This window comes from Paenibacillus dokdonensis (genome assembly GCF_004916975.1).
In the GTDB taxonomy this organism is placed as follows: Bacteria; Bacillota; Bacilli; order Paenibacillales; family Paenibacillaceae; genus Paenibacillus_AQ; species Paenibacillus_AQ dokdonensis.
This window is the reverse complement of sequence record NZ_STGQ01000001.1, coordinates 670,345-689,232: the sequence shown is the minus strand read 5'-3', so window position 1 is coordinate 689,232 and position 18,888 is coordinate 670,345. Positions and strand designations below refer to the sequence as shown.

Below are 18,888 nucleotides of genomic sequence, written 5' to 3'. Positions count from 1 at the left end.
AATGTCAAACAAAAAGCGCCTCTCCCTTTGTAAGGGAAAGGCGCTTTTTCATATGAATCTATCCTGTGAGGTATTAGATAATGTCTCTGTACACCATGAAGAACAGCATCACGAGGACGCAGATGGCAAGCAAAGCGCTCAGTGTACGGATTTTTCCCGTCTCTACCGAGATATCACGTTTATTTTTAATGCCGTCCATTGCAAGACGAAGCGGTTTACCCATGATACCGCTGATGGCTCCAATAGCCAGTAACAAAATAACGATAACGATCATCCAAGGTACCGAATAGTCACCTTTGCTCATCAAATATCCACCGGTAAGCAGTTGAATGACCAGAGCGATTTGAGCATACGTGTTAAAGCTGCGAATCGCCGCGGCGCTACCTTCTTGTGCCGGCAAAGATAACTTGGTCACTTTTCCAACAACGAAAGGCAAAATCAGATAAAATCCCAGAGCTGCAGCGCCCAGAATATGTATAAATAACATTACCATTGCCATGAGCAAAATCCCTCCACTATTACTATGATTTAGATTACATGTATTATCATTCTACACCAATTAAAAGAAAAGAAAACCTCTAAATATGAACAAACTTAGAGGTTTTCCCTGTAAAACTATTGATCCGGCTTAACGCTTCTTACACGTTTATAACGGAAATAACATTGCGTACGGAATCAGCGGACTTATCCAGAGCCGCTTTTTCCTCAGCTGTAAGCTCCAGCTCGAAAATTTTCTCGATGCCATTGCCGCCAAGAATTGAAGGAACACCCAGGAACAGATCATTGTAGCCATATTCGCCTTCAAGAAGAGCGATAACAGGAATAATCCGTTTTTTGTCTTTGATGATCGCTTCAGCCATTTGTACGAGAGATGCCGCTGGTGCAAAGTATGCACTGCCGTTGCCAAGCAGGTTAACGATTTCGCCGCCGCCTACGCGGGTGCGTTGAACGATTTCCTGAATGCGGTCAGCAGGGATGAGCGTATCGATCGGAATGCCGCCAACGTTCGAATACCGAACGAGAGGAACCATATCGTCGCCATGTCCACCAAGCACGAAGCCGCGAACATCTTCCACAGATACGTTAAGCTCTTGCGCGATGAATGTGCAGTAACGGGCGGTATCCAGTACGCCGGATTGGCCAATTACGCGGTTTTTAGGGAAACCCAGTGTTTTGTTTGCTACATAAGTCATAGCGTCTACTGGGTTGCTCAGAATGATAACGATGGATTCCGGAGCGACTCTTTTCACATTTTCACAGACGGCTTTCATGATACCTGCGTTCGTGTTCACGAGGTCATCACGGCTCATGCCTGGTTTACGGGCTACGCCAGCTGTGATGATCACGATGTCAGAATCTGCAGCGTCATCGTAATTGGAAGTACCGGTAATTTGGCTGTCGAAGCCTTGTACCGGACTTGCTTCCAGCATGTCGAGCGCCTTGCCCTTTGTTGGGTTCTCAAGCTGAGGAATATCCAGCAGTACCACATTGCCAAGTTCTTTTTGCGCCAGCATCAAAGCCGTAGTAGCACCGGTAAAACCGCCGCCTACCACAGTGATTTTTTTACGAGTCAAAGCCATGTCCAAGTCTCACCCCTACTACATGTTTTTGATTACTTGGTCTGCAAACTCGGAGCATTTTACTTGCGTTGCGCCATCCATCAGACGGGCAAAGTCATAAGTAACGGTTTTATTGTTAATGGAGGTTTCCATGCCTTTGTAGATCAGGTCAGCCGCTTCCTGCCATCCCAGATGCTCAAGCAGCATAACGCCGGACAGGATAACGGAACCAGGGTTAACTACGTCTTTGTCCGCATATTTAGGAGCTGTACCATGCGTAGCTTCAAAAATAGCATGTCCTGTTACATAGTTAATGTTGGCCCCTGGAGCAATACCGATACCGCCGATTTGTGCAGCCAGTGCGTCGGACAGATAGTCACCATTGAGGTTCAGTGTAGCAATAACGTCAAAGTCGGTAGGACGAGTCAATACTTGCTGCAGAGCGATGTCCGCAATCGCGTCCTTCACGATGATTTTGCCTTCAGCTTCAGCGGCGCTTTGAGCTGCATTAGCTGCATCTGTGCCGTCTTTTTCTTTGATGGCATCATATTGTGCCCATGTGAATACTTTATCGCCGAACTCCTGCTCAGCCACTTCGTAGCCCCAGTTTTTGAAGGCTCCTTCAGTGAATTTCATGATATTGCCTTTGTGTACCAGTGTTACGCTCTTACGGCCATGCTCAATGGCATATTCGATAGCTGCGCGAACCAGACGCTTGGAGCCTTCGGACGACACAGGCTTGATACCGATACCGGAAGTTTCAGGGAAACGGATTTTGTTAACACCCATTTCGTTTTGAAGGAATTCGATAACCTTCTTCACTGCCTCGGAGCCTTCTTGATACTCAATACCAGCGTAGATATCCTCGGTATTTTCACGGAAAATAACCATGTCTACCAGCTCAGGATGTTTAACCGGAGAAGGAACACCATCGAAGTAGCGTACAGGACGCAGACATACGTACAAATCCAGTTCTTGGCGAAGTGCCACGTTCAGGGAACGGATACCGCCGCCGATTGGCGTAGTCAAAGGTCCTTTAATAGCTACGATATACTCACGGATGGCTTCAAGTGTATCGTTAGGCAGCCATTCACCGTATGTATTGAATGCTTTCTCACCGGCAAATACTTCGTACCAGGCGATTTTTTTGGAGCCGCCGTAAGCTTTGTCCACTGCAGCATCCAGAACGCGTTTGGAAGCTTTCCAGATATCACGGCCAGTACCGTCACCTTCGATAAAAGGAATGATCGGATTGTTTGGCACCTCTAGCTTGCCGTTTGTTATTTCAATTTTTTCACCTTCGGTAGGAAGTGCGAATTTCTCGAGTTTCATTAGTACGTCCTCCTTGTAATTAAAATATTTTTTTGATTACCTTGAACAAACAGTCACATAGGGGCGCCGGAGCATCGCATGCATGAGATGTTCCAGTTCCCCTAATTCTGTATTGTCCATTAAGAGCGTTGTTCAACCGGTACATACTTCTGATCGGTAAGGCCTACATATTCGGCACGCGGACGGATAATGCGGTTGTTTTCGTACTGCTCCAGAATATGTGCGGTCCATCCGGATACACGGCTGATCGCAAAAATCGGGGTGAAGATCTCATGATTAAACCCTAGCTGAGTATACACAGAAGCGGAGTAGAAATCCACATTCGGCTTCAAACCCTTTTGGTTAGTAACCAGATCATCAATCTTGACGGACATTTCATACAGCTTCGTGTCGCCCTTCATTTCGCCGAGCTCGCGGGACATTTTTTGCAAATGCTTCGCGCGCGGATCGCCGTTTTTGTAAACGCGGTGTCCGAAGCCCATGATCTTGTCACGGTTATCCAATTTTTGCTGGATATAAGGCTCGACATTTTCCAAGCTTTCGATTTCGTTCAGCATTTTCATAACCGCTTCGTTGGCTCCGCCATGCAGAGGTCCTTTCAAAGCGCCGATTGCTGACGTTACGCCAGAGTAGATATCTGAAAGCGTAGCCACAGTTACACGGGCTGCAAAAGTGGAGGCGTTCAGTTCATGATCCGCATGAAGAACAAGCGCCTGATCCAATGCTTTCACTGAAACTTCTTCAGGCTTTTCGCCTCTCAGCATATACAGGAAATTCTCGGCAATGGACAATCCCGCTTGCGGTGCTACCGGTTCTTTGCCTTCACGGATGCGCGAGAGAGCAGCGATTACGGTAGGCAGCTTAGCCTGAAGGCGGATCGCCTTGCGCTCGTTCGCTTCACGGCTCATATCATCGGCTTCATCGTCATAGAGGGCAAGGGCCGATACCGCAGAACGGAGAGCAGCCATGGTATTTGTATCTTTAGGGTATGATTTCATTTGCTGGATCACTTGATCCGGAATCGGAGCTTCGTTGCTCAAATCCTTATGGAGCTGTTTTAGTTCTGCTTCATTAGGCAGCTTTCCGAACCACAGCAGATAGGCTACTTCTTCAAAACTTGCATGGAGTGCAAGATCATCAATATCATAACCGCGGTATGTGAGCACGCCGTCCACGATGGAACTGATGGAAGAAGCTGCGGCAACAATTCCCTCAAGGCCTTTAGTAGCTGTCATCGTACATCTCTCCTTTGTAAAACGGATTTATAAACAAGATAAACGAGCCGTGAAAACATTTACATTTTATTCAAAAGAAAAAAGACGGCCGTCCGCCATTCTACCTTGGCATTCACACGCCAAGTAATGGAATCACTATTATCATAAAGGATTTTGTCGGATATGTGAACATAAGTGCCCCCTATAAAAGCATCAAATTGTTTTATCAGACACATAAAGATTTTTTTATCACCCGGCAGAATCCTTCACTTAACGGCGGTGAATCGTGATATTCCCTTTTTTGATCTTCCGCTCCAGCCATTTCAGTATAAGGATACGATAGAACGGACGGGTGAGGGGAAAGGCCATCGTAAAGCCAATAATGTCGGTTAGGAAACCGGGAATGATCAGTAAAATACCACCTATAAAAACACAAAGCCCATCCACAAGACTTCTTCCGGGGATCTGTCCGGAATTCATTCGGGCCCGCGAATCCTCCAGCACCTTGCGACCTTCAAAACGCATGATCAGCATACCCATCACGGATGTAACAAGGGTGAGCAGAAACGTATTTCCTCCGCCGATCCTGCCCGCAACCAGATTAAATCCGTAAATTTCAGCGGTGGGAACAATAATAATTACGATAAGCAGCCATTTCCACACTACCGATCTCCTCCCCCGGTCAGTGATTGCTCCAATGCGCTGTAAAGCCCTGGAGCGCCTGTATCCAGCCTTACAGGCTGCCATTCACGATTTACCCACACATGGCTTGTCGAGCCTGACACAAGCAGCACTCCGGGCAGCTCCGGGCTTTCTGAGTGCTGCACCAGATGTTCTCTCTCCTCGCTCGAGAGTCTTCTGATTTCATATGCGTATTTGATCCGTAATTTTGAAAATGCCGTCATTCGTGTAAAAATTGTGATTTCATCGTCATAACGAGCTGGTTGGCTGAATTTCATATCCAGATCTGTGACGGGAAGCAAAACGCCTTGCTCTTCCATGCTGCGGTATGTAATGCCAAGCTCACGGATCATTTCGGTCCGTCCAATCTCAAACCAATTCAGGTAGTTGGCGTGGTACACCACTCCCATCTGGTCGCTTTCCTGATAACGAACCCGCACAGAAGCCGTATACCAGCGGCTGAGCTTGCCCCTCACGTCTTTTTCCATGCCTGCCAAAGTCTCCTTCTTTGAAAATATAGAGCTTGGTATTAAGTATAACATAGGGCTTCACAACTCTCGAATTTGAGGCTAAGGCACCCGGGAATGTGTCATATATAGTTATTTTGTGCTAGATTCCGTTTATCCATTCAGAGGCGGATGCTAAGAGGACCCTGCAGCCAGTATCTACCAAAAAAGGCTGGCAGGGATTCCCTGCACAGCCTCTTAATCAAAGAATATATAACGTTATCGGTTAAATCAGACCCTTACTTTAGACGTTTGGAATCTGGCTGACTTTTACAAGGTTCGTCGAACCGGATTGTCCAAGCGGAACGCCTGCTGTGATCACAACTAGATCTCCCGGTTTCACAAGTCCGGATTCCAGACCGCCTTGCAGGGAGTTCTCGAACATTTCGTCCGTAGAGCTTGCTGTTTTGCCTTGGATAGGTGTTACACCCCAAGTCAGGGCAAGACGGCGCAGCGTACGCTCCTGTGTCGTTACAGCGATGATTGGAGCTTGTGGACGGTACTTGGATACCATACGTGCAGTGTGACCGGATTCCGTGGAGGAAATGATCGCTTTTGCATTCAAGTCCAGTGCAGAGATCGCTACGGATTGGCTGATTGCTTCGGTTACCGTTGTTTCCTGAGCAATTCTTTGCTTCAAGAAGATTTCACGGTAGTTCAGCGCGGATTCCGCTTTTTCAGCGATGCGGGACATTGTCAGAACGGACTCTACCGGATATTTACCGGCAGCTGTTTCACCGGAAAGCATGATTGCGTCAGTTCCGTCGAAAATCGCGTTTGCTACGTCACTTGCTTCTGCGCGTGTTGGACGCGGGTTGCGCTGCATGGAATCAAGCATTTGGGTAGCCGTGATAACCGGTTTACCTGCAACATTACATTTTTCGATCATGCGTTTTTGTACCAACGGCACTTCTTCAGCAGGGATTTCCACGCCAAGGTCACCGCGGGCAACCATAAGGCCGTCCGATGCTTCCAGGATTTCATCCAGGTTGTCTACGCCTTGTTGGTTTTCGATTTTAGAAATAATTTGAATTTGTCCTGCGTTATGTTTCTCCAGCAATTGACGAATTTCTAGAACGTCACTTGCTTTGCGGACGAAGGAAGCTGCGATAAAATCGATGCCCTGCTCGATACCAAACACGATATCATTTGCATCTTTCTCCGTAATACCTGGCAGAGAAATGGCAACACCCGGTACGTTAACGCCTTTCTTGCTTTTAATTGTACCACCATTGACAATGCGGCATTTGATTTCAGTGCCTTCAACACCTACAACCGTCAAACCAATCAGACCGTCATCGATCAGAATGGTGGAGCCTACTTCCACATCACTTGGAAGATCCAAATAAGTGATGGAGATGCGGTCCTTGTCTCCCAAAATTTCTTCGGTTGTCAATGTGATATATTCGTCTTGAACCAGCTCAATCGGTTCCACAGCCAGCTTGCCCGTACGGATTTCAGGTCCTTTGGTATCCAGCAGAATAGCTACTGTTTTGTTAAGCTCCTTGGCAGCCTGACGGATATTTTTAATCCGGTTGCCATGCTCCTCGAAATCGCCGTGTGAAAAGTTCAGACGGGCTACATTCATGCCAGCAAGAATCAATTTTTTGGTGTTTTCCAACGATTCACTGGAAGGTCCGATAGTACATACGATTTTTGTTTTACGCATTAGGGTTTCCTCCGTTTTTCTTAAAATCTCTCTATCCAAACATCTTTATCCAAAAATTAAATTTACTACAAATTAAAGATTTTGTATAGGAACTTTGTCATATCCATCTTTGACAATAAGGGTTTATTCTATCACTCCAACAGCAGAAGATTGCTCAAACGCGAACTTTCCAATTTTGCGAAATTTCTGATATCTGTCTTCTTTTAAAGCCGCGCTGTCCATAAGAGAAAGCTCCTGCAGATGCCGGGTCAGCACCTCTTTGATCGAGGATGCGGTCCATTCATAATCCCTATGGGCGCCACCAACCGGCTCCGGAATGATCTCTTCAATAACTTCAAAACCAAGCAGATCCTTTGCCGTAATCTTCATCGCTTCAGCTGCCTGATCCGCTTTGGACGCATCCTTCCAGAGGATGGATGCCGCTCCGTTTGGCGAAATGGCCGAATAAATGGCATGCTCCAGCATCAGCACACGGTTGCCTACTGCCATCGCAAGAGCACCGCCGCTTCCACCTTCGCCGATGATCACACAAATAACAGGAACTCCAAGAGCCGACATTTCCCGTAAATTCCGGGCGATGGCTTCAGATTGTCCCCTCTCTTCTGCTGTATTACCCGGATATGCTCCTTTTGTATCGACAAAAGTAATAATCGGGCGTTTAAACTTGTCCGCCTGTTGCATCAAACGCAGCGCTTTACGGAAGCCTTCCGGGTGTGCACTGCCGAAGAAACGGGCAATATTATCCTTGGTATCCTTACCACGCTGCTGACCGATAACCGTAACCGGTATCCCGTTCAGCTTAGCGAGTCCGCCGATCACGGCAAGGTCATCACCAAACAGACGGTCACCATGCAATTCAATAAAATCATTGAAGATCAACTGAATCAGGTCGAGTGAGGTAGGGCGCTGCTGATGTCTCGCCACATGCATTTTTTGATGGGGAGAAATATTGGAATAGATTTCGGTTTCCAGTTCGGCATAACGTTCTTCCAATCTGGAAATTTCATCAGTGAAGTCAATCCCCTTGTCCTGTCCGAACTGCTTCAGCTCATTGATCTTTTGACGCATCTCAACAAGGGGTTTTTCAAAAGGCAATTCTCCTGCCACTTAATATCCCCCTTTCACGCTGTGCATCTCGAGGAGCTTGTACAACATTGGACGCAGCTCCTTGCGATGGACCACCAGGTCCAACTGGCCGTGGGCCAGGTTAAATTCTGCAGTTTGAAAATCGTCGGGCAGCTTCTGGCGGATGGTCTGTTCAATAACAATTCTGCCGGCAAATCCGAATACGGCTCCAGGCTCCGCAATATTAATATCACCAAGCGTGGCAAAACTGGCAGAAACACCGCCAGTCGTAGGATCCGTAATTACAGAAATATATAGACCACCCTTTTCGTTTAACCGTGACAGGGCAGCGCTTGTTTTCGCCATCTGCATCAGACTGAGAATACTTTCCTGCATACGTGCCCCGCCTGAAGTGGAGAAAATAATGAGTGGCAGATCCTTCTCAGTTGCCACTTCAATCGCGCGCGTAATTTTTTCGCCTACAACCGAACCCATACTGCCTGTAAAGAAATCAAAGCTCATCACGGCTACTACCACAGGCAATCCTTCGATCGTTCCCTGTCCGGTAATTACAGCCTCGCGCAGACCCGATTTCATTCTCTGCTGTTCCAGCTTCGTTCCGTATCCCGGGAACTGCAGCGGATCCACAGACACCATACCGCTGTCAAATTCCTCAAAGCCTTCTTCATCCAGAACCATGTGAATACGTTCCACAGCGTTCAGACGCATATGATATCCGCAGTTCTGGCAGACCTTTAGATTTTTCTCCAGCTCTTTGCTGTACTGAATGGTACCGCATTTGCCGCATTTATTCATGAGCCCTTCAGGAATTTCCCGTTTAGGTCTCTCGCTTTCACCAGGCTCGCTGCCTCTTCCTGCACGATCTGAAGGAATGGTCGCGTACTTTCTTTTTTTCTGAAACAAGTCTTTAAACACAACTACACCTCTCCAGCCGTTAATTTGCTCAGCCGCATCTTCGCTCTACCACGTATAAACGCACTCGCTCGTTCTTCCGGAGATTAAGGATGCAAGATGGAATTCAGCACTTCTTGGACTTCCTCCAACTCTCCTGAGGGCACCAGAATTTCGAATTGCTGCTTGGATAAGTTGACCGGACGGCTTTTCACCAAAAATCCTTCTTCCGTTAATTTGGCCTGGATCATTTCCGCTACCTTCGCGGTTGGCGCGATATAGATGACCGTCCACATTCCTTTCAGAACCCCCTAATCTCATGTTCTGAGCCCGTATAATGAAACAATGATAACATAACTCTGTTTTTTCCCGCAACAAAGGGCTTTGAAACAACCCAAGAGATCAAGGGGTGTCAAAAGGGTTGGAAAAGGGTTTCAGGATCCGGAAAGCTCAGAGCCGAGCGGGTACGATTTCGCGCCCTTATACCGGTGCGCTATACGGGCTGAAGCCGCCGCCGCAAGTCCTGCCACTAGATCATCCAGAAAAACATGTATTTCATTTTTTTTATCATTAAGCTCCGCGATAATTCCGGTTTTTTCCTTATCGAGGTAACCAAAACTCGTTAATCCGATCATACCATAAACATTGGTAATGCCAAGTGCCAGTGTCTCGTCCACGCCATATAAAGGCTCATCCGCTTCCATGATCGCCTGCAGCGGTTGCGGCAAAAGCCTGCGCTCTGCGAGCTCATCAAGCGCCATTCCCGTAAACAATGTGTACTGCACTTCCCGCTTGCCAAGAACCGCTTTGACGCTGTCAGTACAGTCCTGCATGGTCAAAAGCGGATGATACACCAGCTGGAGCTGATATACAATATCAGCAATATCTTCTACCTTGACTCCCCGGTGGTTCATCATGGCCACCACTGCTTCATACGACATTCGCTATTCCCCCCGTATGCGCGCCCCAAGAGCTATATTAAAAAGTGGAGCCGCATAAAATGTTGTCCCTAGGATAGGTGTTCCTAAGTGTATGCGGAAGTCTGGGGAAACGTTCGTAAATTCTCGGTTAACCCCCTGCACCGGGGAGCGGGCATGTCCAGCTGTGGTCATATGCCGGGACTTTTCCTATTTTCACTTGATTCTTACGGTGTCTTTACCGAGAATCCCTTCCATCCTTTCAAATAACTGCGGGGAGGGCTTGATCCGGTAGCTGTCGCTTAGCGCGAGCAGCTTCTGGTTCTCCTCATAGAACAACACAGTCTGTACCGGACCCGGATGCTCCTGAAGAAGTACCTTCAGACGGGTTAGCAAATCCGGACTGCGTTCAGCCTGCGGTGTGATCTTGACAAACACACGCTGCTCAGCAGGCTTATTCCGTATTGGAGTCGATGCAGCTCCAGCAGCACTCGTCTCGCCCGCACCCGAACCCGGAGAAGCCTGATTTACCTCCGTGGCTGCGGTAACGGATGCAGGCTTTCGCTCAGTCTTTTGCACAGTTTGCTTGGTGTAGCTTCTGCCGGCTGCCGGCTTGCTCCGGGTGCGCTTCACCAGCTGCTCAAGCGCCGCAGGATCCAGCCTCAGCAAGTCCTCCGCAAGGAGCTTGAAGCCTTCATCCTGCTGCTGCACCTTAGCGCGAAGCGCGAGCAGTGCTCCTTTCTCAATATACTGTGAGCTTCGCTTCCATACCTCTGGAAAAAGCACGACCTCACAGCGCTCAATCTGATCCTCTACTTCCATGAAAGCCATGGCTTTTCCCTGCTTTGTCGTAATCGTCTTGACGGATACAACCATACCTGCCACAACCGTGTACGATTCATCTTCGGCCTCGGCAAGATCCATCAACCGGTCAACCCCGGGAATAGTGAGAGCTTCGTCATAATCATCAAGCGGATGTCCTGACAGATAGAGTCCAAGCAGTTCCCGTTCAAGCTCCAGCTGCTGCCCGGCAGAAAAAGCAGGGATATCCGGATATTCAATATCCCAGTTCGGGGTTTCGACAAAATCAAACAGCTGAATCTGCAAATCATCGCGTTCCTTGCGCCACTTCACAGCAGCTTCGACCGTCTCATCAAGCATCGCCAGCAGCTGCGCCCGGTGACCCGGGAGCGAATCAAAGGCCCCCGCCTGAATCAACGACTCGATCACCCGCTTGTTGCAGACTCTCAAATCAATCCGGCGGCAGAAGTCAAGCAGACTTTCGAAGGGCTTCTCCTCCCTGACCAGCATCATGTTCTCGACCGCTTGCGTGCCCACATTCTTGACGGCGCCAAGTCCAAACCGGATATGTCCTGGTCCCGCCCCCGGTGTTGCCTCCACCGATTCTGCCACAGCAACCGGGGTAAACAGCACGCCGCTCTCATTGACATCCGGCGGCAGAACATGAATGTCCATCCGGCGGCACTCCAGCACGTATTCAGCGACCTTGCGGTGGCTCCCCATCACGGCAGTCAGCATAGATGCCATAAATTGCACGGGATAATGCGTCTTAAGATACGCCGTCTGAAAAGCAAGCACACCATAAGCCGCAGCATGTGCCCGCGGAAAGCCATAATCGGCAAAGCGGACGATCATGTCATAGACCCGGTTTGCTTCTTCCTCACTGTATCCCTGCTTCAGACTGCCTGCGACGAAGTGGCTCCGCTCCTGATCCAGCACCTCGCGTTTTTTCTTCGATACGGCGCGGCGAAGCAGATCCGATTCCCCAAGAGAGAAGCCTGCCATCAGGGAGGCAATTTTCATAATTTGTTCCTGGTAAACAATAATCCCGTAGGTATCCACAAGAAGTGGTTTCAGGTCCTCATGGGGATACTCCACATCAATCTGGCCATGCTTGGCCTGAATATATTTGGGGATGAATTCCATCGGACCCGGACGATATAGCGCCACAACCGAAATAATATCTTCGAAAGCAGAAGGCTTCAGATCCTTCAGAACCCTCCGCACGCCCGCGGATTCCAGCTGGAATATCCCCGTGGTCTCCCCGCTTCCCAGCATGTCATAGGTCAGCTTGTCATCATCGGGGATGTTTTGAAAATCCGGCATCTCCCCTGTCATTTCGCTAATCCAGTTCATGCAGCGCTCTATGATAGACAAGGTTCTAAGTCCAAGAAAATCCATCTTAAGCAGGCCGATACTTTCCAGATTTTCCATCGAGTACTGAGTCAAGGCGGTGTGCTCGCTGCCTTCCTGCAGCGGCACCGCATCCGTCAGCGGATCGCGTGAAATGACAACGCCCGCGGCATGTGTCGAAGCATGACGCGGCATGCCCTCCACTTTCATCGCCATATCTAATAATTCGCGGATTTTCCCGTTCTGTTGATAATTTTTTTGCAGCTCTTCACTCAGCTCAAGCGCCTTCCTAATATTGATTCCATGGGAACCCGGAATCAGCTTGGCAGCCTTATCCACATCCCCGTAAGGCACATTCAAGGCTCGTCCCACATCACGGACCGCTGCTCTCGCAGCCAGCGTACCAAATGTAATGATCTGTGCCACATGCTCATGTCCATATTTACGGGCGACGTATCGGATAACTTCATCCCGCCGCTCATCACTGAAATCGATATCGATATCCGGCATCGTCACCCGCTCAGGATTCAAGAATCTTTCGAAAAGAAGATGATATTTGATCGGATCCACATTCGTAATCTCAAGTACGTATGCCACCAAGCTGCCCGCCGATGAGCCCCTTCCGGGTCCTGTAGCGATACCTTGGCTGTGGGCGTAAGCAATGAAATCCCAAACGATGAGGAAATAATCGTTGAAGCCCATGCTTCCAATGACGCTGAGCTCATAATCCAAGCGCTTGTTCAGCTCTTCCTGTCCACCGGGCGCTGTCCACAGCTCTGTATTTTCATAGCGCTTAGCAAGGCCTTCCTGGCAGAGAGAACGCAAATACTGCGCGGAATCCACTTCTTCAGGCAGCGGACGGTATTCCGGAAGAATAGATCTGCCGAATTCCAGCTCCAGATTACACTTATCCGCGATTGCAGACGTATTTTCTATTGCCTGCTTCACGTGCGGAAACAGGCGGTTCATCTCTTCCCCGCTCTTAAAGTACAGCTGGTCGGTCGGAATCTGCACTCTTTCCTCGTCTTCAACCGTCTTGCCTGTCCCGATACAGATCAGCACATCCTGCATGGCGGCATCCTCACGCTTCAAGTAATGCACATCATTGGTGACCGCGAGCGAAATCCCCAGCTCTTCGGCCAGCTGAATCAGCTGCGGATTGACACGTTTTTGTTCAGGCAGGCCATGATCCTGAAGTTCAAGGTAAAAGTCTTCCCCAAAAATATCGCGGTAACGGATGGCTGCCCTGCGCGCTTCATCTGTTCTGCCGTGCAGGAGATGCTGCGGCACTTCACCGCCCAGACAGGCGCTAAGGCATATAATCCCTTCATGATGTGCCTTCAGAGCATCCATGTCGATCCGCGGTTTATAATGATAACCCTCCAAGTGTCCTATGGAGCATAACTTCATCAGATTACGGTAGCCGGTCTCATCTTTGGCCAGGAGGATCAGATGGTAAATCGGCTGATCCTTGCGGCTTCCGCGCTCTTTGCGCGAGCCGGCAGTCAGATATGCCTCGCAGCCGATAATCGGCTTGATGCCGGCGGCGGAGCAAGCTTTATAAAAAGGCACGGCACCGTACATGACCCCGTGGTCCGTAAGTGCCAGCGCCTTCATCCCGTATTCGGCGGCTTGGCGGACAAGGTCCGAGATCCGTGCCGCTCCATCCAGGAGGCTGTATTCGCTATGCACATGTAGATGCACAAATGAACTCATATCTCTTCTCCTTTTTGTCCGCTTTGATTCGGAAAGTAGTCTTCATCTCTTTATATTATTTTATCATATTACGCAAGGCACCGCCCATAGAATGGAATAGGAGATCATCGGACAGGCGGTATGCAAGCATACCCCTCTGAAAGGACTGGATATGATGAGTGCATTTTTATCCAAAGCGATTCTGGATTTCTTCATTGCCTTCGGGATTGTCATCGGGGGAGCGATGGTCGGTGGCGTAGGTGCTGTCATTTCCCTGCAGCCGCCAACCCAGACTATGCTTGATGTCGCAGACCGGATCAAAATTTGGGCCCTGGCTGCAGCTGTTGGCGGCACAATCGATCCGATGCGGGTCATAGAGAGTAATTTTCTGGGAGGAAATATGTCTCCGGCGATCAAGCAGATTTTATTTCTGGTATCTGCCTTTCTCGGAGCACATATGGGCAGTGAGCTCGTAAAGTGGGTTTGCGGCGGTAAGGAGTAGCCATGAGGATTCCTCCATTCAAGCGTTACCGTCATATTTCACAAATCGCCGCTGTATTCGTGCTCGGTGCCATTATCGGCAGCGTTGTCTATAACGTTGTCTTCCACTCAAGCTACAATACACTCTGGTTGTCCAATCTGGATTTGCAGAGCCAGATCAAGCAATATGAAGAAGATATCAAGACGTTGAAGAACTACAAGAATCAGCAAACCGTGATCCGAGAGATTAAAATCCGCAATGAGCGGCAGGATCCTCCGATCGATCCGGTTGTCGTTAAAGCTATAATCGTTCAGCTTGGCGAGGATTTAGGCGTGCTTCGGGGGCAAAACGTATTCGAAATTGACACCTACAGCAAAGTTGTGCGCACGCTCCTTGAGGAGAAAATCTATAAAGTGAGGGAAAAGGAATATTCGGTTGAAATCAAGACGATGCTGCTGATGGAGGGCATGCTCCAAATCTGGGTGGAAGTGCATACCGTTCAAGTGCGAAATCCATAGATTCATGGTACAATATTGCTATTAAACTACCTCTATAATGGATCGAAAAGAAGGAGCTGCAGCATCTGATGGTTTCTGTCATCCGCTATTTGCTTTATGCGCTGCTGGTCATCGCCTGCATTTGCGCTGCCCTCTACAGCAGCCGTTCCCGGCGCTCGAAGGACGCCCGTGAAAGAGGCCTGTACGGGGCTGTTACGAATATTTTCATGGGAATCATGCTAATCATGCTGGCATTGATTTTCATGTTTATCTTTCAAGGCTCGACGGTTGCCATTATCATTGAAGCCATCTTCCTCGTACTCGGCGCTTTTAATATTTTTGCCGGTATCCGCAACCGCGGCTACTACAGCCGAATGAAATCAAACAACATGTAAACATGAACAGCCGGGCACTCCCTAGGGAGCGTCCGGCTGTTTTCGTTCGTGAAACCTCTGATCTGCCCTCGCATCGGGTTGCCTTAACCGTGTTCTATAGATTGCAGCGTAAGCACGGCCTTCGCGACCAGGCTGTCCATATGCGTCATCTCAATTTCAAGCTTGCATGTCCTGCGGCTTGCCTCCAGAAGCCGAGGAATGACGGCAACTGGATCTTCAATCTGGACGGGACGTACAAAGTAGGTTGACATGTTGTCCAGCACGAAATCATTGCCGGTCAAATCCTTGGCCGCGCGCAGCGCAGCCTGTGTCATCACAGTCGTCAGAATCCCTTCAGAAATGGTCCCCAGATCCGTCGCCATCTGCGGCGTAATGAAGCCGTGAAAAAAGAGGCGTCCCTCCTCATCCCGCTCATCCGCAAAACCGTTCCAAATGAGGTGATCAAATGTTTCTCCAAGCTGAGGCTGCTTGCGGGCATCTCTCATCGCCTGAAGCACTTCCTTGCGGGAAACGGTCGCCACCAGCTTGCGGTTGCGGTCCACAATCGGCAGGAAATCAATGCCCTCCCACATCATCAGCTGCGCGGCTGAAGCCAGTGATGTCTGGAGTGTGGCTGTAACCGGGTTACGGATCAGCACCTTCTCAATGCTCTGCTCTTCCGGCAAATTTCTCATATCACTACGGTTTACGATTCCCAGTACACGATTCCACTCATCAACGACAGGCAGCCGCGGATCACCTTTCTGTTCGGAAAGCGCCATGCTCTCTCCCACGGTACTGGACAGCTTCAGGGCGTGAATCTTAGGCTTGCTGCCCACGATGTCTTCCACGATCATTATCTTTTTCTTGATGAGCCGATCAAAGATTGCCCGGTTAATCAATGACGCAACGGTGAAGGTATCATGACGCGAAGAGAAGATTGGCAGGTTAAGCTGGTCCGCCAGCATTTTGACCTCTTTGCTGGTTCCGAAACCGCCGGTAATCAGCACACCTGCACCCTGCTCAAGAGCCAGCGTATGCGCATTGTCACGGTTACCGACAATGAGCAGGCTGCCGGCATCAATATACCGAACCATCGCGTCCACCTTCATGGCTCCAATCACATATTTATGCAAATTTTTATGCAGCCCGTCCGCACCTCCAAGCACATGTCCTTCAACGATGTCAACCACATCGGCAAAAGTAAGCTGTTCGGAGATATTACGCGGTTTTTTCTCCACCCGGACGGTCCCAATACGCTCCTTGGTAATAACAATTCCCAGATTCTCTGCATCTTTGAGCGCACGGTAGGCCGTACCTTCACTGACTGACATTTCTCTGGCCAGCTTGCGGACGGAGATTTTTGTTCCCACTTTCAGTCCTTCAATATGAAGCAAAAGCTGTTCATGCTTTGTAATCGCATCATCGCGGCCTTCCAACTGTTACACCCCCACACATCCAACTGTACTATTCTGTATCTATATCATAGCATTCTATTCCATACAAAAAAAGCTGAAGCAGCAGCCGCCCCAGCTTTTTTTAAGCATTCACTGTTACATATTTTCTTGTCTCTGCTGCTTCTCTTCCGGCCATTTCATCTGCCATTGACGCAGCTTGGCTGCTTTGATGCGGTCGAGTGCCTTTTGCTTCTCTTCATCCACACCAAGCAAGTAATGCAAATGCGCTCCAATCACCAGAAAAGCGAACAGGGCCCACGCTCCGCCGAAAGCCGATGCCCATGTCCAGCCTCCGCTAAAAGAAATTAAAGGCAGGGCGTACATCAGCATGGCCAGCGCCAGAATCAGATACAGGAAATGTTTGAATTTGTTTCTTTTTTTCATTTCGGCAGCTCCTTCACAAGTGAATCTATATTTCTACTCTATGAAGGTCTGACGAAAAATATGAGACAAGTTAACAGAAAAATCCTGCGATATAAAATTTATATCATTACAGGCTTTGTCCTCCATACAGCCCTTGAAGACTGTCTGAGATCATTTTATTAATATCCTCAATGATCGTGCTGAGGCGGCGTTCGGCATCAAACAGACGGCGGATATTCAGGTTCAGGCTGAGCACGTCAAAGAGCTTTTCCATCTTTTCCATCTCTTCCTGGGAAGGCATATCACCAGACATCATCCGCTGCTGAATCTCCATTTGGCGGTTGCGGAAATCGTCGAGCATGATTTTGCTCTCTTGATCCTTTTCAATCAGGCTCATCGCTGAAGTAATATCCTGAACCTCCTGGCACTCTTTAAGGGCTTTCGCCAATTCATTCGCTTTGTCGTAAATATTCATGTGTGTCCTTCCTCCTCTGAAAAATGAAAGCTGCAAATCCCTTTTTTATAAAAATGGGTCAATCACCAAGGGATATATGTCCTCATATGATGCATTACATGCAAAATGCAGATGCTCCTTATCTGCCCTGTTGACATCAAGTTGCTGTTGGAAGGAGATCCACGATGTCCAAAAAAATGCTACCGGTCCAAATGTTCACTCCGGGCGCTTTTAAGGAAAACGCCATTGTTCTCGGAGAGAAGCTGGTCAAACAGTGGAAGATTCCTACCGACCGTCCTCTGCAGTTGGCATTTGGTTCCTTCAGACAAGAGATCACCGTTATCGCCGCAGCCAAAACCCGCGGACTGCGTATCAGTGAGCCTCTGGCCCACCGAATGGGGCTTTTTTCTCGTCCGGTACTGAGGGCGACTTACAATTCCTCGAGCCGTACACTCAGGCTCGGACCTCTGATCAGCGTGCTTATCAGCAGAGACAATCCAGATCAGCCCGATAAACCGTTCGGCTCTATATCCATGTTTTGCCGGGAGCTTGTTAACGCCTGCCGAAAGCAGGGTGCATATGTATACTTCTTTACACCGGATCACATCCAGGAAGGGTCAAACAGTATACATGGCTGGGTATATGACGACGGATGGCGCCAAACGGCAATGCCCATCGCGGATGTCATCAACAACCGTCTCACAACACGCAAAATGGAGAATAAACCTAGCGTACAGTATTTTATGAAAGAAGTAAAATCCCGCTATGGCGCTCATGTTTTTAATGAAAGGTTTCTGGACAAAAATGAGGTTTTCGACACACTTAAAGCCGATTCCTCCCTTGCCAAATTCATGCCGGAATCCCATTTACTGAGCGGCCTTACTATCCTTAAAAAAATGTGCTCGCAATACCCTGTCGTATTTCTAAAGCCAATACGAGGCAGCCTTGGCAAGGGTATCATCCGCATCGCAAGACAGCCTGACGGAACATACCAAACGCTGGCTACATCCACGGGAGGCGCCCGCAGGCAGGTATACCCGAGCATAACCAAGTTATTTGCAGGCATATCCGGCAAAATGAAGACGACTCGATTTCAGATCCAGCAGGGACTTACCCTGATTGATCATGGCAAACGGCCGATCGATTTCCGGGCCCTCGTACAGAAAAACGGGATGGGTAACTGGAATGTGACCTCCATCGTGGCAAGAATTGCCGGAGGAAACCATTTTGTTTCCAACTTGGCCCGGGGTGGTACGCTCAGTACCGTCAAGGATGCGGTGAGCAAATGCATGCTGCCTTCAGAGGTCAAAAATACCGCTTATGTAAAGCTGCACCGCGCATCGCTGGATATTGCGAGAGGGATTGATAATTTGATCCCCGCGCATTTCGGAGAACTGGGTATCGATTTGGCAATGGATAGCTCCGGTAAAATTTGGATGCTCGAGGTGAATTCCAAGCCTTCCAAAAATGATAACACACCGCTTAACGAGCAAAAAATCAGACCTTCGGTCAAAAGGCTGCTGGAATACTGCTGCTATTTGTCCGGCTTTTAAGGAGG

Annotated in this window: 19 protein-coding genes; 4 read left to right on the top strand and 15 right to left on the bottom strand. The window is 48.9% G+C overall.

Features of this window, described 5'->3' with window-relative positions:
- Nucleotides 1–73: 73 nt before the first annotated feature.
- From E6W40_RS03295 to E6W40_RS03240, 12 genes are all read right to left on the bottom strand, one after another.
- Nucleotides 74–499, bottom strand: coding sequence for a hypothetical protein (locus tag E6W40_RS03295; RefSeq protein ID WP_136604176.1), 426 nt, complete (start codon nt 497–499; stop codon nt 74–76).
- A gap of 139 nt (nt 500–638) precedes the next feature.
- Nucleotides 639–1,580: a malate dehydrogenase gene (mdh, locus tag E6W40_RS03290; RefSeq protein WP_136604175.1), complete on the bottom strand. Its 942-nt coding sequence runs from the start codon at nt 1,578–1,580 to the stop codon at nt 639–641.
- A gap of 18 nt (nt 1,581–1,598) precedes the next feature.
- Nucleotides 1,599–2,891, bottom strand: coding sequence for an NADP-dependent isocitrate dehydrogenase (gene icd, locus E6W40_RS03285; RefSeq protein WP_136604174.1), 1,293 nt, complete (start codon nt 2,889–2,891; stop codon nt 1,599–1,601).
- Nucleotides 2,892–3,010: 119 nt separating this feature from the next.
- On the bottom strand, nt 3,011–4,126 hold the full coding sequence (gene citZ / locus E6W40_RS03280; protein ID WP_136604173.1) for a citrate synthase: 1,116 nt from the start codon (nt 4,124–4,126) through the stop codon (nt 3,011–3,013).
- A gap of 249 nt (nt 4,127–4,375) precedes the next feature.
- Nucleotides 4,376–4,768, bottom strand: a complete 393-nt coding sequence (locus tag E6W40_RS03275; RefSeq protein ID WP_136604172.1) for an FxsA family protein — start codon at nt 4,766–4,768, stop codon at nt 4,376–4,378.
- Entirely contained in the window at nt 4,768–5,274 is a 507-nt protein-coding gene (locus E6W40_RS03270) for an acyl-CoA thioesterase (RefSeq protein ID WP_136604171.1), read from the bottom strand. The genes E6W40_RS03275 and E6W40_RS03270 overlap by 1 nt, the downstream gene beginning before the upstream one ends.
- A gap of 262 nt (nt 5,275–5,536) precedes the next feature.
- Nucleotides 5,537–6,961, bottom strand: coding sequence for a pyruvate kinase (gene pyk / locus E6W40_RS03265; protein ID WP_136604170.1), 1,425 nt, complete (start codon nt 6,959–6,961; stop codon nt 5,537–5,539).
- A 123-nt stretch (nt 6,962–7,084) separates the two neighbouring features.
- Nucleotides 7,085–8,068, bottom strand: coding sequence for an acetyl-CoA carboxylase carboxyltransferase subunit alpha (locus E6W40_RS03260; protein ID WP_136604169.1), 984 nt, complete (start codon nt 8,066–8,068; stop codon nt 7,085–7,087).
- Nucleotides 8,069–8,962 carry an acetyl-CoA carboxylase, carboxyltransferase subunit beta gene (accD, locus tag E6W40_RS03255; protein WP_136604168.1) on the bottom strand — a complete coding sequence of 298 codons (894 nt, stop codon included), beginning with the start codon at nt 8,960–8,962 and terminating at the stop codon, nt 8,069–8,071.
- Nucleotides 8,963–9,045: 83 nt separating this feature from the next.
- Nucleotides 9,046–9,234, bottom strand: a complete 189-nt coding sequence (locus E6W40_RS03250; protein ID WP_036707848.1) for a hypothetical protein — start codon at nt 9,232–9,234, stop codon at nt 9,046–9,048.
- A gap of 138 nt (nt 9,235–9,372) precedes the next feature.
- Complete coding sequence (locus E6W40_RS03245) at nt 9,373–9,879, bottom strand: phosphatidylglycerophosphatase A family protein (protein WP_136604167.1); 507 nt, start codon at nt 9,877–9,879, stop codon at nt 9,373–9,375.
- 192 nt (nt 9,880–10,071) lie between these two features.
- The gene (locus E6W40_RS03240; RefSeq protein WP_136604166.1) at nt 10,072–13,725 is read right to left on the bottom strand and encodes a DNA polymerase III subunit alpha; all 3,654 of its coding nucleotides are present in this window, start codon (nt 13,723–13,725) and stop codon (nt 10,072–10,074) included.
- Nucleotides 13,726–13,879: 154 nt separating this feature from the next.
- Between E6W40_RS03240 and E6W40_RS03235 the strand changes: the two genes are divergently transcribed.
- The 3 genes from E6W40_RS03235 to E6W40_RS03225 all read left to right on the top strand — a co-directional run bounded on the left by E6W40_RS03235 (nt 13,880) and on the right by E6W40_RS03225 (nt 15,077).
- On the top strand, nt 13,880–14,206 hold the full coding sequence (locus tag E6W40_RS03235; RefSeq protein ID WP_136604165.1) for a YtrH family sporulation protein: 327 nt from the start codon (nt 13,880–13,882) through the stop codon (nt 14,204–14,206).
- 2 nt (nt 14,207–14,208) lie between these two features.
- Nucleotides 14,209–14,703: a sporulation membrane protein YtrI gene (locus E6W40_RS03230; protein ID WP_136604164.1), complete on the top strand. Its 495-nt coding sequence runs from the start codon at nt 14,209–14,211 to the stop codon at nt 14,701–14,703.
- 68 nt (nt 14,704–14,771) lie between these two features.
- On the top strand, nt 14,772–15,077 hold the full coding sequence (locus E6W40_RS03225) for a YtpI family protein (protein ID WP_136604163.1): 306 nt from the start codon (nt 14,772–14,774) through the stop codon (nt 15,075–15,077).
- An 83-nt stretch (nt 15,078–15,160) separates the two neighbouring features.
- On the opposite strand, the gene E6W40_RS03220 is transcribed toward E6W40_RS03225, so the two are convergent.
- The 3 genes from E6W40_RS03220 to E6W40_RS03210 all read right to left on the bottom strand — a co-directional run bounded on the left by E6W40_RS03220 (nt 15,161) and on the right by E6W40_RS03210 (nt 17,351).
- Nucleotides 15,161–16,495, bottom strand: coding sequence for a DRTGG domain-containing protein (locus E6W40_RS03220; protein ID WP_136604162.1), 1,335 nt, complete (start codon nt 16,493–16,495; stop codon nt 15,161–15,163).
- A gap of 114 nt (nt 16,496–16,609) precedes the next feature.
- On the bottom strand, nt 16,610–16,897 hold the full coding sequence (locus tag E6W40_RS03215; protein ID WP_136604161.1) for a hypothetical protein: 288 nt from the start codon (nt 16,895–16,897) through the stop codon (nt 16,610–16,612).
- A gap of 106 nt (nt 16,898–17,003) precedes the next feature.
- Nucleotides 17,004–17,351, bottom strand: a complete 348-nt coding sequence (locus tag E6W40_RS03210; protein WP_136604160.1) for a YlbF/YmcA family competence regulator — start codon at nt 17,349–17,351, stop codon at nt 17,004–17,006.
- Between the two features lie 164 nt (nt 17,352–17,515).
- On the opposite strand from E6W40_RS03210, the gene E6W40_RS03205 reads away from it, so the two are divergent.
- Nucleotides 17,516–18,883, top strand: coding sequence for a YheC/YheD family endospore coat-associated protein (locus E6W40_RS03205; RefSeq protein WP_136604159.1), 1,368 nt, complete (start codon nt 17,516–17,518; stop codon nt 18,881–18,883).
- Nucleotides 18,884–18,888 lie beyond the last annotated feature (5 nt).

Excerpts from the sequence above, each read along its gene's own strand:
- E6W40_RS03235 (WP_136604165.1), top strand. The coding sequence starts at position 13,880 with ATGAGTGCATTTTTATCCAAAGCGATTCTGGATTTCTTCATTGCCTTC.
- E6W40_RS03205 (WP_136604159.1), top strand. The coding sequence starts at position 17,516 with ATGTCCAAAAAAATGCTACCGGTCCAAATGTTCACTCCGGGCGCTTTT.
- citZ (WP_136604173.1), bottom strand. The coding sequence starts at position 4,126 with ATGACAGCTACTAAAGGCCTTGAGGGAATTGTTGCCGCAGCTTCTTCC.
- E6W40_RS03240 (WP_136604166.1), bottom strand. The coding sequence starts at position 13,725 with ATGAGTTCATTTGTGCATCTACATGTGCATAGCGAATACAGCCTCCTG.
- E6W40_RS03270 (WP_136604171.1), bottom strand. The coding sequence starts at position 5,274 with ATGGAAAAAGACGTGAGGGGCAAGCTCAGCCGCTGGTATACGGCTTCT.
- E6W40_RS03245 (WP_136604167.1), bottom strand. The coding sequence starts at position 9,879 with ATGTCGTATGAAGCAGTGGTGGCCATGATGAACCACCGGGGAGTCAAG.
- E6W40_RS03230 (WP_136604164.1), top strand. The coding sequence starts at position 14,209 with ATGAGGATTCCTCCATTCAAGCGTTACCGTCATATTTCACAAATCGCC.
- E6W40_RS03295 (WP_136604176.1), bottom strand. The coding sequence starts at position 499 with ATGGCAATGGTAATGTTATTTATACATATTCTGGGCGCTGCAGCTCTG.
- pyk (WP_136604170.1), bottom strand. The coding sequence starts at position 6,961 with ATGCGTAAAACAAAAATCGTATGTACTATCGGACCTTCCAGTGAATCG.
- E6W40_RS03210 (WP_136604160.1), bottom strand. The coding sequence starts at position 17,351 with ATGAATATTTACGACAAAGCGAATGAATTGGCGAAAGCCCTTAAAGAG.
- E6W40_RS03215 (WP_136604161.1), bottom strand. The coding sequence starts at position 16,897 with ATGAAAAAAAGAAACAAATTCAAACATTTCCTGTATCTGATTCTGGCG.
- E6W40_RS03225 (WP_136604163.1), top strand. The coding sequence starts at position 14,772 with ATGGTTTCTGTCATCCGCTATTTGCTTTATGCGCTGCTGGTCATCGCC.
- icd (WP_136604174.1), bottom strand. The coding sequence starts at position 2,891 with ATGAAACTCGAGAAATTCGCACTTCCTACCGAAGGTGAAAAAATTGAA.
- mdh (WP_136604175.1), bottom strand. The coding sequence starts at position 1,580 with ATGGCTTTGACTCGTAAAAAAATCACTGTGGTAGGCGGCGGTTTTACC.
- E6W40_RS03250 (WP_036707848.1), bottom strand. The coding sequence starts at position 9,234 with ATGTGGACGGTCATCTATATCGCGCCAACCGCGAAGGTAGCGGAAATG.